We start from the raw sequence: 15,252 nt of genomic DNA, 5'->3' as shown, positions 1-15,252 counted from the left end.
AGGTTCGAATAACATGTTAACCAATAGACAGGATTCTGAAATAGAAAATCAAATTGCCGCTATTTGGCAGTCAGTTTTGGAAGTTAAGAAAATAGCGACAGATGAAAATTTCTTTGAGGCCGGTGGTAATTCATTGCTGATGAGTAAAGTTCACCGACAAATTAAAAAGCAGTTTGATATTCCTATTAATATTATTGATTTATTTCAATGCCCTACGGTTGAGTCTCTTAGTAAAAATATCATCAATAAATACCCGAATGTACTACTCGACACATCCAGTGAAATATAGAAATTAGTACCTTTTACTCGTTCGTAGTCATTAAGAAATATCTATTCCTCTTTTTGAGGTAGGAACTTATTTACCCTGAATTCAGGAACCCAATACATCCTATTCGAAAATCACCATATAGAACCATGAGGTAGCATATGAAAGACCAAGCAATACTGCGCGATAAAGACATCGCTATTATTGGCATGTCAGGCCGATTCCCGGGAGCCGAAGATATCTCAACTTTTTGGAGTAATCTTGCTGAAGGGTTAGAAACAATCACTACGTTCAGCGAGCAAGAGTTAAGGGCATCGGGCGTTGATGAAGAATTGATCGCCTCACCTCATTACATTCCTCGTCGAGGTATTCTTGGTAATGCGGAGCACTTTGATGCTCACTTTTTTGATATCACGCCTCGTGATGCGGAAATCATGGACCCTCAGCACCGAGCCTTTCTTGAATGCAGCTGGCATGCATTTGAAGATGCGGGCTATGTGCCAGCAAGTTATCCAGGCAAAGTTGGTGTTTTTGGCGGAACAGGTACCGCATGGCATTTGAATAAAGTCCACTCCCATCCGGGTGTAACGCAATTTGCTAGTGGCGCATCGGTAGTGACCAACAACGACAAAGACTATGTCACGACCCGAGTCTCCTACAAGTTGAATCTAAAGGGCCCAAGTGTCAACGTGCAAACAGCCTGCTCGACTGCCATGGTTGCTGTGGTAATGGGAATTAATAGCCTTCTTAGCGGCGAGAGTGACCTAGTGGTGGCGGGAGGGGTTTCGATTGATACACCGGAGCGCCGTGGCTACAGGTATATGCAAGGCGGTATGGAGTCAGCGGATGGTCGCTGTTATGCCTTTGATTCACGCGCAAATGGCACTGTGTTTAGCCGTGGTGTGGGTGCAGTTTTGCTAAAACGTGTTAAAGATGCCATCAAAGATGGTGACCATATTTATGCAATCGTTAAAGGCGGCGCGATCAATAACGATGGTGGTTTAAAAGCAGGCTTTACCGCTCCGGGCATCGAAGGCCAAGTCGAAGTGGCTAAGCAAGCGATCGCTAATGCAGATATTGATGTAGAGAATATTCGTTTTGTTGAAGCGCACGGCACCGCGACAGCGCTTGGCGATCCGATAGAATTTTCCTCTCTTTCACAAACTTTCCAGCAATATACAGATAAAAGGCAGTTTTGCCGGCTGGGTTCAGTCAAGACCAACATTGGCCATACGGATGCGGCGTCAGGGGTTGCAAGTTTAATAAAAGCTTCATTGGCACTGAAATCTGGACAGCTTCCTGCATCACTGCATTATTCTCAGCCCAATCCGAACATCGACTTTGAAACCAGTCCGTTTGTGATGAATACAGAACTGACCTCATTTAAGCAACAAGACAAACCAAACAATGCTCTTGTAAACTCATTTGGTGTTGGTGGTACTAATGCGTGTGTTATTTTAGAAGCCGCTCCTGAAAGGCCATCTGGTGATGATCATCAAGCGCCAATACTCATGACTTTTTCAGCACGCAGTCGTAACGCACTAAATGCAATGAAGCAGCGTATGGTGAATTATCTAGATACACATCCAGAAGCCAATCTAGCTGACGTTGCCTATACCCTGCAGACGGGACGTAAACAGTTTGAATTTTCGACGAGTGTGGTTGGTCAAGATCGTGAAGCGATTCTCGCGTCGCTAAGCAAGGCTTCTCCAGTGGCTGTGAACAATAAATCTAAACGACCAGTGGTCTTTATGTTCCCAGGACAAGGCAACCAATACGCAAACATGTCGTTTGATCTTTACCAGACATATCCCGTGTTCAAGCAGGCAATGGACCAATGTTGCGATTATCTCACTTCGATCCTTGAACAAGATCTGAGAGAGATCATCTTTCCTAAGGACGAAGAAGTCGCGGCACATATTAACCAGACGAAATTCACTCAGCCAGCCCTGTTTGTCGTCGAATACAGCCTAGCCAAATTATGGATGTCATGGGGCATTAAGCCGGATGTGATGATTGGCCATAGTGTCGGTGAATATGTAGCGGCATGCTTATCTGGAGTGTTCTCATTGCAAGATGCTCTAAAAGCGGTGGCTATTCGTGGTAAACTGGTTCAGGCATTGCCAGCTGGTGCTATGTTGGCGGTACTGATGGAAGAGGCTGAGTTGAGTGAGCGTATCGCCAATTTGGACTTAGATATTGCTGCTGTAAACTATCCTGAGTTATCGGTTGTTGCAGGCGAGCTGGAAGCCGTGAAAGCATTCCAGTACGACTTGGAAGAAGAAGGCATTTTCTGTAAGCACCTCGATACATCACATGGCTTCCATTCCAGTATGATGGATCCGATGTTGCCAGAATTTAAAGACGTAATTGACGCTATCAATCTAAATGCGCCAAAAATTCCATTCGTCTCTTCGGTAACAGGAGAGTGGATAAGTGATGAACTGGCACAAGAGAGTGATTATTGGGTTCGCCACGTTAGAAATCCTGTTCTGTTTTCCCATGCGTTTAAGACGTTAATGGAAGAGTACCAAGACGGTTTTGTGGCATTGGAAGTGGGACCAGGGCGCTCACTAGAGTCAGCAGCAAAACAGCACTTCAAAGAGGAAACGAACGTTGAAGCGGATATTTTCTCTTCGCTACCGACGGCAAAAGAAGTCTCATCATCTGGGCAATACTTTGCATCAACACTGGGTTCTCTCTGGGCTCACGGTATCAAAGTAGATTGGACACTCGTGTATGCTGATGAGCGGCGTTGTCGTTTGCCATTACCGGGTTATCCATTTGAACGAAATGAGTTTAAGTTACCTGAAGTTCAAGGGGGGAATGCAGATAGTCCTTCTGTTGCAGTGGCGGAGTCTTCTCTTAAACGCAAGAAACAAGATGTCGCGGATTGGTTTTATATGCCAGCATGGAAGCGCACGGTTCCAGCTGAATTTTTGCCAAGTGGAAAAGCAGACAATGAGACAGACTGTTGGATCGTGTTTGCTGATGAATATGGCGTAGCAGAGCAAATTCAAGCGCAGCTTCGTGATGTCGATACGCATATAGTGACGGTGTTTAAAGGTGAAAGCTATCAGCAAAATGTGATTGATGGTGATCATGCATCGAGCTTTATCATCAATCCAACCCAACGTGAAGACTATATCCAATTACTGCAGGCGGTTAAAGCTCAAGGTTTGACACCTGTGCGTATTGTCGAGTTGTGGAATTTGTCGTCCCAAGGAGAAGGTAAGGATTTAGGTCTTGGTCAAAAAGGACAACTTGCGTCTTTTTACAGTCCATTATACTTGCAACAAGCCCTAATCAGTGAAAATCTGCTCGATAAGGTGCATTTGCTCTTAGTCACCAACAATACTTTCAGTGTTTCTGGAGAAAAAGTCTCTTGCCCTGAAAAAGCCTTGCTTGTGGGCCCTGCTCGCGTGTTCTATCACGAATATCCTGACGTACAATGTCACCTTGTTGATATCGATATTCCTCTTAACAAGAGAGATGAGATTGATGGCTACAATTCGCTCATCGCTCGCAGCTTGATTGCTGAGGCCAATATCGCTAGTGATGGCCGCTTGGTTGCCTATCGAAGTGGGTGCCGTTGGGAAGAAGAATATCAAGCGGTCCGCTTGCAAGAGCACATTTCCGGCGTGAGCGCTCAGTTCAAAGATGACGGTGTGTATCTCATAACAGGTGGACTAGGTGGTCTTGGCATTTTGGTTGCAGGTCATATCAGCGATCTTTGCAATGCGACGTTAGTTTTGACTTATCGCAGTAGCTTACCACCAAGAGACCAATGGCAAAGCTGGATAGAACAACATCCCGTTGATGACGCCATGAGTGAGAAGCTAGTAAGCATTCTTCGTCTTGAAGAAAAAGGCAACACGATAGACTTGGTTAATGTGGATGTTTGTGACTACACCGAAATGGCGAAAATGTGCCAGCGCTATCCACGTTTTGATGGCATTTTCCACACTGCGGGTATTGCTGGTGGTGGTATCATACCACTCAAATCAGATCAAGATTGTGCAAGTGTCATTGATCCTAAGTTAACCGGTAGCCTGATTCTAGATGAACTGACCAAAGAGAATCAGCCTGACTTTATGGTGCTGTTCTCGTCCATTACATCTATTGTGGGTGATGAAGCGCGCATCGATTATTGTTCTGGTAACGCATTTTTGGATGCATTTGCGTGCTACCGCAACCAAAATCGGACCGGTCATACCGTTGCCATAAATTGGGGCAAATGGGGTGATGTCGGTATGGCGGTTCAATGGGGACGTGAGCTTGATGAGAAAAATAAAGCACACCAGACGCCTGTTGAAGAACAAGGTCTGCTCACATTGGTTGGACGCAAAGGCATGGAGGAAATCTACAGAGTTAATCTCGACGTCCAAAAAGACTGGGTATTGAATGAGCATTGTCTGTCTCAGCAGCCGACTATGGTTGGAACCACCATATTGTCAATGCTTCATAGCTTTATCAATCATTTCAAACCGCAAGAACCCCTACAGGTTAAAAATCTACTCCTGACTAAGCCGGCGATTTATCACAATGCCTGGCCACGAGAAATGCGCTTATTTGTACGCGGGGAAGGCACAGGATACAGCTTTAGTTTGCGCAGTCGTGGTGTGCGAGAGATAGATTGGGAAGAGCATGCGATCGGCAATCTAGGGGTAGGTGTTGAAACTCTTGAGAGTCTCGCTGCCAATATTGAGCCTTTGGAGGCAATTCAAGCTCGCTGCTCTAAACGCTTGGAGGATGAGGTTGTTGGTAAAGATTTCACCAATGCGGTCACTGGAGACATCTTCTTATCGCTGAGTGAGCGTTGGAGCTGCACTAAAGAAGCCTGGCAAGGTGATAATGAATGGTTAGTCAGTAAAGGCCTTGACGTGCAATATCAAGGTGACTTCGAGCAGTATCCTTATCACCCTGCTGTGATTGACTCTGTGTCGATTCGTTGTATCAATCTGATCACCAGAGATAATTTCTTGCCGATCAGCTATGGTAAGGTCAGCTATTTGTCTCCACTTGATGGTGACTGCTACGCCCATATCAAGCTTAAGCAGCCATATAAGGAAGAAGACAGCACCATCATTATGGATGTGACTTTCCTAAGTGCTGATAGTCAACCATTGATGGTCATAGAAAATTACACCCTAGTCCGAATGAAGGCAGAGAATCAGGTACAAGACTCGCTACCGCTGGCCAGTAAAGCGAGATTTGATGTCGATGTTTCTGATAAGGACATTTTGTTCTACGAAGGGTTAGATGCATTGAAGCGTCAACTCGCGCACCTTGAGTTTGAACAATTGGTGGTTGTTACCAGTGACTTAGGACAGCTGATATACGAAGCGATTCCTGAGCAAGAACAAAATGAAATAGCCAGTCTCGATACCCAAGCCAGTCAGGGACATGCACGTCCAGAACTTTCGGTTGAGTATGTTGCTCCAGAAAATGAAATCGAGAAGGAAATTATTGCTATTTGGCAGTCGATCTTGGGCATTTCGGGAATTGGTATCGATGATAACTTCGTTGAGCTTGGCGGTAATTCTCTACTTGCCGTCCAGATTGTCTCTAAGGTATCAGCCAAGTTTGAGGTCGATATACGGGTTGACCTTTTCTATCAAGATCAAACCGTAAGAGGACTTGCTGGATTGATAATCGACGCTTTTGAGTCGGTTTTGGAAAGCGAGTAAAGCGTGTTCCCAAGTTTGTGCTTGGGAATAACGTTAATCTTTGGCTGCTTTTAACAAGCAGCCTTATCTACCAATCATGATAAGGGTATGGCTGTGGCAACGAAAACACATCAAATTTTGCAATCCATGGGACTTGAAGAGCTCAAGAGACTTGCTAGAGAAAAGAAAAATAACAAAGCACAGCTCAAGGAAGAGAGTCAAGCGTCTGACAACACTCGTAAGCTATTCCCATTGACTGATGCACAAAAAAGTATTTGGGCATTGGAGCAATATCAGAAAGGTAACAAGGCGTATAATAATCCTCTCGCGATTACTTGCCACATTGATCATGACTTTGATCCTGCTCGTGTTAAACATGCTCTAAATACAATGGCCGAGCGGCATAATATTTTTCGCACCAAGATTCGTATGATTGACAATGAACCATGTCAATATGTTGAAGACAAGGTTAGCATTGATATCGGATTTGATGACATTACGTCAATGCCTGAGGAACAAAAGCATCAATGGGTGATGCAGGTTGCAAGAGAGGAAGGGTGCAAAGCCTTTGATCTCGAAAATGGGCCGCTGTTTCGCTGGAGAATGGCAAAAACACAACTTGGCGAATATGTCGTCATGTTGACTTTCCACCATATCATTTCTGATGGCTGGACGGTCAGTCTATGTTTTCAAGAATTTACGAAAATCTATTTTGGCCAAACGAGCGAACAGGCTCCGCAGTTCACAGACTATGCCTTGGACCAAAGCCTTGCGTATGAGCAGGGAAAGTATCAAAAAGGCTTAGCCTATTGGACTGAAAAGCTGCGCGACGCTGAAGGTGTATTGGATATTGCTACTGATTACCCTCGTCCAGAGAGCATGAGCTTCGAGGGAAGTTATGTAAATAAGTTCCTTAGTAGTGATTTTTCTCAGCGACTTCAAGCCACTGCGGTTAGCCAAAATGCAACGACCTTCCATATCATGTTGGCGGCCTACAAACTACTACTGCACAAATACAGTGGTCAAAAAGACATTGTCATCGGCGTTCCTTTTGCTAATCGTTTGGATGCGAAAACGCAAGATATGATGGGGCTGTTTATGAATACGCTTCCACTGCGTTTTCAACTTGATGACAATAGCCGTTTGGCGTCAGTTGTTCATGCTGCGAAGAGGCAAAGCGAACAAGCCGTCGCTTATCAGAATGTGCCTTTGAATCGCATTTTAGATGCCATTGAACATCCACGTGATTTAAGAATCAACCCACTGTATCAAGCCGTTTTGAGTTATCAGGTTTACCCTCATTCTCGAGCAAAAAGAGGATTTACTTATAAGCCTCTAAAGATTGACTATGGTGTGGCTAAACTTGATCTTAATCTCTGGGTAGAAGAAGACGGAGAAGGTCTAGTCTTTACCATCAATTACGATACCGCCCTATTTAAACGTGCGACCATAGAGCGGATGTTGGATGATTTATGTACCATACTTTCTGCCATAGTCGAGACACCAAATCAGACCATAAGTCGTTTATCTCTGCTTACCCCGCTTGAAGAAAAAGCAATATTGAAAGAATGCGTTATGGTTCAAAACGAGCCATTGCTTCCCGTACACCTCCAATTTGAACAGCTTGCGGATGATTTCCCCGATGATATTGCCTTGCGGTGTGAGGCTAGGGAACTCAGTTATCAGCAGTTGAATCGACGCGCTAACCAGCTAGCACAAAGGCTGCTATTGGAGGGCATCAGTTTGGGTGAGCCCGTTGCCTTTGTGATGGAAAAAGATGAGCATAGTGTGACGGCTATATTGGCCATTTTAAAAGCCGGAGGCTGCTATCTTCCGATCGATATCAACTTGCCAGAATCAAAAGTGAATTACATCTTAAATGATGCCAAAGTTCAAAATGTGCTCTACAAGGGTAACTTGCCGGAAAACCTAGCAACACTGAAACAGCTATCTTCATTGAATTGGATAAATATGTCCGATGAATCTGTGCATGATGAACTGTCTCAGGAAAATGTATTTACTGATCCCAATTGCGAGCGCCCCGCATACATTATTTATACGTCGGGAAGTACTGGAAACCCAAAAGGTGTGTGCGTATTCCATTCTCAATTAAGCGCTTATTGTCAATCGATTGCACCAGTGTTGCAGCAATCTTGCCAAGCGCGCTACGGGATGTTTTCTTCGTTCGCGACAGATTTGGCTCACACTATGCTGTTTCCCTCACTTGTTGGTCGAGGAGAACTGGTAGTTGTGACAAAAGAGATGTTGGAGAGTCCAGAAACGCTGACGAAATATCTCAAAGATCATCCAATTGATTGTGCCAAGATAACGCCGACTCATCTTTCTGCGCTAATGAATGTACCTAATGCTGCTGATTTATTACCGACAAGTACATTGGTACTTGGTGGTGAGCCTTTAGCCATCTCTTTAGTGCATAAAGTAAAAGCCATGAGACCTGAGTGTGAGATAATCAATCATTTCGGCCCAACTGAGTGTACTGTTGGTGTTACTACCTACAAGTTGCCCAGAAAACTCACCAATTGGGATGCGAATATTGTTCCAATTGGCCAGCCGTTAAAGGGTAATCATGTATTAATCTTAGATGCCAACCAGCAGCTGGTTCACTCAGGTTTAGCAGGAGAGATATGCATTGGTGGGCGACAACTTGCATCTGGATACATTGGCAATGCAGATTCCAGTCAAGATCAATTTATTGACCATCCATACCTAGATGGAGAGCGTTTATATCGAACTGGTGACAAAGGTCGCATAAATAGCCATGGTGAGATTGAGTATCTCGGCCGTTTGGATAGACAAGTCAAGGTGAGAGGTTATCGAGTTGAGCTGGCTGAAATCGAAAATACAATTCGTCAGCTGGTTGAAGTAGACAGTGTTGCTGTTGTCCAAAAACATCTTGGTCAAGAGAATCAGTTGGTTGCTTATGTTAATTGCTCTTCGGAGTACTCAAGTAGCCACGCTGCTATTCAACAGCAACTTGAGAATGTTTTGCCTAGGTATATGTATCCCGACGTATGGGTATGGCTCGATGTTATGCCACTTACGTCCAGTGGAAAAATAAACTATCGACAGCTTCCCATGGTGCAGACATGTCAACGTGACCATGAGATTGTGTTACCGAAAAATGATAAAGAAAGACGTTTATTGATGCTGTTTAGTCAGGCGTTAGGTCGGAATGAGGTCAGCACTGATAGCAAATTTTTAGCGCTTGGGGGCAATTCAATCAGCGCGCTGAAACTTCTTATTGACCTTAATAAAGCATTTGCAACCACGCTATCACTGGGTGAGTTTCTCGAGAATAGCAGTATTGTTGAACTTGCAAGGTACATAGACACAGTCTCAACCAGTAGCGATACAGGACAATCTGTTGTTGTGCTCAATAAGGGGAATCCAGAGGTTAAACCAACCTTGATTCTAGTGCACCCAGCTGGTGGAAATGTGATGTGCTATAGCGAGTTTACTCGCGGCTTAGACAAGAGTTATCCGGTTTATGGTATCCAAGTTGCTGACTTTAGTGGGGTGGCTGAATACAACCATGAAGTATCTCACTTGGCTGGCTACTATGTCGATCAGTTAGGTGAGCTAACGCAGCACACCGATCTCATCATTGGTGGTTGGTCTTTAGGCGGTACTATTGCTTTTGAAATGGCTTGTCAGATTGAAGAACTTAACGGTAATACGCCCAAGGTTTTGGTGTTTGATCAGCCTGCACCCACAGTGAATGTTGATGATAGTGCAAATATGACGGAATATGATCGACTCGCCTATTTTGCTCAAAAGGTTGAATGGTTTACTGGGGCATCTTTTAACACATCGGGAACACAGCTGTTATCCATGTCAGATCTTGAGAGGAGTCAAGTATTCCTTGATGGATTCCGACGAGCCCAATTGGTACCTGACAACATCAGCGTAGAAGATTTTCAATATTTTCTGAGTATTTTGCAAGCGCACATGACAGCAACCGACCAATATCAAGGACGTGTGTATGGTGGACAAGTGATAGTTGCAGAGGCGCAAGAGATATTACCCGGTCGTATCCGTTTGAATGAAAGGGGACTGGGCTGGCAAGCCTTTAGTGAGCAGCCTGTGAGTGTCATTCCAGCTTTAGGCGATCATATCTCTATGATGAATGCTCCATTTATCTCTGAACTGGCTAAGCGTCTGCAGGAGGAGCGACTTTGAGTAATACTGCTATGGTGACGCCGGAAAGTGAAGCCGTTGTTTCAAACAAGGAGTGGTGGGCGATAGTTGGTGGTCTTATTGGTGGTTTTATGGCCATTTTGGATATTCAAATTACCAACTCTTCGATGAAAGTCATACAAGGGGCGCTTTCTGCCTCTTTAGACGACGCTTCTTGGTTGATGACGTCTTACTTTACGGCCGAAATCGTAGCGATTCCACTTTGTGGATGGTTGTCACAAGCCCTTGGAACGGGACGATATGCGTTATGGTGTATTGGTGGATTTATGGGTTCATCTTTACTTTGTTCTATGGCGTGGAGCCTAGAATCCATGATTGTCTTTCGAGCCATGCAAGGGTTTTGTGGTGGTGCTTTAATCCCTTTGTCTTTTCGGCTAATTATTGAAATTCTCCCCAAAGAAAAGAGACCGATGGGGATGTCACTTTTCAGCATTATTGCCACCTTTGCACCAGCCATTGGCCCTGCGGTTGGAGGTTGGTTAACCGAACACTTGTCATGGCATGCCATTTTTTACGTCAATGTCTTGCCATCTGTATTGGCTTGGGTGTTGATTCAACGCTCGATGAATCACCCACTCATAGATTGGAAAATTATTCGTCAGGGGGACTATCTAGGTGTTGTCACTGTAATGGTATTTCTTGGCACCTTAGAAGTTATCTTGGAAAAAGGTGGGGATGAGAATTGGTTTGACTCAAGAATGATCTGCATTTTGGCTATTATTTCGATAATCAGCTTTGTAATTTTTATTTATGATCAAATTATATGTCGGCATCCATTAATTAATATTCGTTTGTTTCGAGAATATCAATACTCCTACGCATTACTGATTTTTGCTATGCTGGGTTCGGCTATTTATGGCACGCTGTTTTTGGTGCCTTACTATCTCACTATGATTCATGATTACAATGCTACTGAAATAGGACATGTGGTCATTTGGATGGGATTGCCTCAATTATTTATTTTGCCATTTATTCCCTATCTTATTCGTCGATATAACCCGAAATATCTCATATTCATCGGCTTTATGGGCCTGTCTATCAGCTCTTTTATGGATTGTTTTATGAGTTCAGACTTTGCGGGACCTCAGATGATAGCTTCCATGCTTGTCAGAGCCTTAGGTCAGCCGTTTATTATGGTCCCTCTTTCTATTCTTGCAACGCAAAATATAAAAGCGGAAGATGCGGCATCTTCGGCAGTATTGATCAATGTGTTTCGTAGTATAGGAGGCTCTATGGGAACGGCGATACTTTCGACGTATTTTATTAGCCGAATTGACTTCCATCTTGATGCTGTGAAGTCAAGAGTGTCAATTGGAAGTCAACCGTTTTATAACTATTTGGGTGATGTAAAAAATATATTGTTGAATCAGGGATTACCGACCGATAGTGAACACTTACAACACACTGCGGTCTCGATTCTTGGAGAAAGAATGGCTGTGCAATCACAGATTATGGCATTCAACGACTTGTTTATGATTATGGGTGTCATGATGCTGGCCACAGCCATTATGGTGTTGTGTTCGAATCGTGATTTTCGGCTTCAATTAAAGCAGGAGGAAACCGCGTGAGTAATAAAACTGCATTGAGTGTTTGGAGCTATTTATTGTCTTCTGAAGCTCGTTTGACGATTATTGTTCCTATCATCATATATAATGCTATTTTCTGGACTTTGGGCGCTGGACTCGCGTTAATTGTTACCGCTTGTTATTCGGCAGTGCTGGAGATGTTTTGTAAGCGTTCTGGCTCTTTATCTATTATTGCGCTTATCTTAGTTTCGGGTAGCGTTCATTATTTGTATTTACATGGCTATCGTTTTTTCGGAATTAATCAAGAGAGCGTGTTACTTTCTGTTGGTGGTTCACTGTCTATTATTTTGGTATTTGGTTTCTATTCTTTGATTGGTCGACCTGTGGTGCGAACGCAAGCCGAAAATGCATTGCCTCGCCTGACTCAGCTGTCTGTGTACGGCACGACTCAATATGCCAAGGTGTGGCAGGAAATATCGCTAGTTTGGATAATTGCCTATACCGTCAAAGCAATACTCGTAGTTAAATTTTCACACGATTTACCGGATTACACTGATTACTTTGTGTTTGTCGGTGCATGGCCTTTGACGCTAGCCATGATCGGTTTCAGTTTTTATTGGCCTAGTTATCGCTGGGCATCGGAGAAAGTTAATCAACTCTCTTAAGGTATAGGATTCATGACTTTAAGTGGTGTTGATACCAATGGGCAGACGTTATATCACTATTTACAACCAAAAACTTAAAGGGAAACAATATGAATAAATTAGTCAATCCGGCGATTGTTCTTGATAGCCATCCTCAGGGTGCTGTTGCTGTAGATAACTTTCGTTTATCAAATAAGCCACTTGGAGAGCTACAGCAGGGGGAGATTTTGGTTGAGAATTTGTGGCTGTCGATGGACCCTTATACTCGTCCACGTCTTAATAAAACGACAGCTTATGTTGATCCCATAGGTCTTGGTGAAGTCATTCAGGGAGAAACCATTGCAAGGGTGGTTGAGAGCAAGAGCTCAAAATATTTGGTGGGTGATATTGTTGCAACCTTCTCGGGATGGCAGAAATATCACGTAACTAACGACGAAGATTTTTTGATCAACCGTCTGCCTGATACCCATTTATCGCCAACAATATTTCTCAGTGTTGCCGGAACACCAGGTCGTGCGGCTTACTTTGGATTGTATAAGATAGCGAAGCCCAAAGCTGGTGAAACTATGGTGGTTTCTGCTGCTTCCGGTGCAGTTGGATCAGTCGCTGGTCAAATTGGGAAAATGCTTGGTTGCCGAGTTGTGGGGATTGCTGGCAGCGATGAAAAATGTCGTTATGTTGTCGATGAATTAGGCTTTGATGCGTGTGTTAACTATAAAGATGATAACTTCAGTGAGGCTATCGAAGACGCTTGTCCTGATGGCGTTGACATATATTTTGAGAATGTTGGAGGGCGCACATCTTCGATAGTCGCCCGCCATCTGAATGAAGGTGCTCGGGTACCAATTTGTGGTAGCGCCGCGTTATACAACAAAGGGAAAGATGTGGATGCATCGGCGTTATCACGTTTTTATTCCTCTTTACCCAATGCTCCGGAAAACCGCTTTTTCTTAGTCACAGAGTGGCTCAATGATTACGCCAGCTCTGTTCGTTGGCTGACAGAAGCTGCTGAAGCTGGAAAGCTTAAGTTTCGTGAAACGATAACTGAAGGGTTGGAAAATGCTCCCCAAGCTTTTGTCGATTTGCTTGAAGGGAATCATTTCGGTAAACAATTAGTCCGGATCTAGTTTTATGCGCCTTTTTTAATTGGTTGGTCACGTTATGAAAAAAATAATAAAGATTATGATTCCACTGATGATGTTGGTATTGGTCGGCAGTGCATATTGGTACTATTATGGTCGCTTTTTTCAAACGACAGATAATGCCTATGTTCAAACTGATATTACACATGTTAGTTCGCGGATAAATGCTGAGGTGGTAAAAGTCTTTGTTCATGATAATCAAAGAGTTAAAAAAGGCGATGTATTGGCACAGCTTGATGATAGAGAGCTGTTGATCAAGGAGAAATTAGCACAGGCAAATTTGGCACAAAGTCGCGCAGAGCAGTCTAATGCTGATGCTGCGTTTCAGATGCAAAAAAGTACTATTGAGGAGTACCAAAGTAAGGTCATCTCTGCAAAAGCGAAATACCAATATTCGCTAGAACAATACAAACGTTATCAAGCATTGGAAAAGCAAAATTACATATCAAAAGGAGAAAGGGATAATAGCGCATCAGCCTACAAAGTTGATGAAGCAGCTTACTACGAAGCGCAAGCGAGTTTGAAAACGCAGCAGGATAAGTTGTCGGTGTTGAAAAGTGAAATCGAGCAAGCTAATGCAATGGTTATTCAAGCTGAAGCGAGCCTTTCTCAGACGAGGTTAGAGCTAGGTTATGCCCGAATTCTTGCTCCTATAGATGGCGTGATTAGTAATCGAAATTTACAAGTTGGCATGATGGTTCAACAAGGTCAATCAATGGTGAGCATCGTTTCCGATAGTACTCCATGGATTTTAGCAAATTTCAAAGAAACCCAGAAGGCGCGCATGCATAAAGGGCAACCAGTCAATGTCACTATTGATGCCTATCCTGGTAAGACATTTGAGGCGACAATAGATAGCCTTTCTGCTGCAACGGGATCAACTTTTGCTTTGCTACCGCCAGACAATGCTACGGGCAATTTCACTAAAGTAGTACAAAGAGTGCCGGTTAAGATAATCTTTGACCAACCTGTTGAGATCGACAACGGTTTATCGGCTGTTGTGACCGTTGATACTCGCTGAACCTAATCAATCGCTTTAGTTGGCTTCTCGTTTTCTACTACTTATGACAATAGGTGGAAGATAATTCATGTCTTGACTGATTACTCACAAACAAGGTAATAAATGCTATAACTTTGATTTGTAAGGAGTAGGCAGTGAGCAGTAAAGAAATATCAGCATATTATGATGCCACAGAAAACAGTAAGGTCAGAGAAGATCTACGCTATGCTGTTGACCTTGTACATGGAGAGCGCATCGCTATCGATTGTGGCTGTGGGGCGGGTTCAGATATTGCGTTTCTGCGGTCAAAAGGCTTCACTGTTTATGGCTTTGATGTAGAAGAAGAGTCCATAAAACGCTGTGCAAAGCGTTATGGCAGCGATGATAAAGTCTTTTTGTCATGTAGTGATTTTAGCTCTTACATTTACCCTGAAGCTTCTTTGGTGGTTGCCGATGCGAGTTTGTTTTTTTGCCCTCCTAGCCAGTTTGAAAAAGTGTGGTCTGATATTTGTTGCTCGCTCAATCCAAATCAAGGCGTATTTTGTGGTTCCTTCTTGGGGCCTGAGGATACTATGGCGAGCGCACAATACGATAAAGAGGCATTTTGGCCAGAAGTTAATGTTTTTACTGAAGAAAAGCTAAAAGCAATATTTGCAGACTTTAACGTTGAAAAGTGGCAAGAACACAAGGTTTCAGGGCAAACCTCCGAGGGTGAACCACATAATTGGCACCTGTTTTCTGTGGTTGCAACGAAACAAAAAAAATCGTAGAAAATTTAAACCTTTTTT

The 15,252-nt window shown here is 43.6% G+C and carries 8 protein-coding genes; all 8 read left to right on the top strand.

The window, feature by feature from the left end:
* The first annotated feature begins 13 nt into the window (after window positions 1-13).
* The 8 genes from QQK21_RS13190 (at window position 14) to QQK21_RS13155 (ending at window position 15,234) form a co-directional block, all read left to right on the top strand.
* Entirely contained in the window at window positions 14-289 is a 276-nt protein-coding gene (locus tag QQK21_RS13190; RefSeq protein WP_284192658.1) for a phosphopantetheine-binding protein, read from the top strand.
* Between the two features lie 137 nt (window positions 290-426).
* Entirely contained in the window at window positions 427-5,955 is a 5,529-nt protein-coding gene (locus tag QQK21_RS13185; protein ID WP_284192657.1) for a type I polyketide synthase, read from the top strand.
* A gap of 93 nt (window positions 5,956-6,048) precedes the next feature.
* Window positions 6,049-10,134, top strand: coding sequence for an amino acid adenylation domain-containing protein (locus tag QQK21_RS13180; protein WP_284192656.1), 4,086 nt, complete (start codon window positions 6,049-6,051; stop codon window positions 10,132-10,134).
* On the top strand, window positions 10,131-11,720 hold the full coding sequence (locus QQK21_RS13175; protein ID WP_284192655.1) for an MDR family MFS transporter: 1,590 nt from the start codon (window positions 10,131-10,133) through the stop codon (window positions 11,718-11,720). Before QQK21_RS13180 ends, QQK21_RS13175 begins: the two co-directional genes overlap by 4 nt.
* Window positions 11,717-12,343 carry a hypothetical protein gene (locus QQK21_RS13170; RefSeq protein ID WP_284192654.1) on the top strand — a complete coding sequence of 209 codons (627 nt, stop codon included), beginning with the start codon at window positions 11,717-11,719 and terminating at the stop codon, window positions 12,341-12,343. The genes QQK21_RS13175 and QQK21_RS13170 overlap by 4 nt, the downstream gene beginning before the upstream one ends.
* Before the next feature lie 89 nt (window positions 12,344-12,432).
* Window positions 12,433-13,449 (top strand): NADP-dependent oxidoreductase, encoded by a 1,017-nt coding sequence (locus QQK21_RS13165; protein WP_284192653.1) that lies wholly within the window; start codon window positions 12,433-12,435, stop codon window positions 13,447-13,449.
* A 34-nt stretch (window positions 13,450-13,483) separates the two neighbouring features.
* On the top strand, window positions 13,484-14,485 hold the full coding sequence (locus QQK21_RS13160; protein ID WP_284192652.1) for an HlyD family secretion protein: 1,002 nt from the start codon (window positions 13,484-13,486) through the stop codon (window positions 14,483-14,485).
* Between the two features lie 134 nt (window positions 14,486-14,619).
* Entirely contained in the window at window positions 14,620-15,234 is a 615-nt protein-coding gene (locus tag QQK21_RS13155; protein WP_284192651.1) for a class I SAM-dependent methyltransferase, read from the top strand.
* Window positions 15,235-15,252 lie beyond the last annotated feature (18 nt).

Source organism: Vibrio zhanjiangensis, assembly GCF_030161235.1.
Classification (GTDB): domain Bacteria; phylum Pseudomonadota; class Gammaproteobacteria; order Enterobacterales; family Vibrionaceae; genus Vibrio; species Vibrio zhanjiangensis.
Note: the sequence above shows the minus strand (reverse complement) of the source record. Positions and strands in the feature narration are given on the sequence as shown.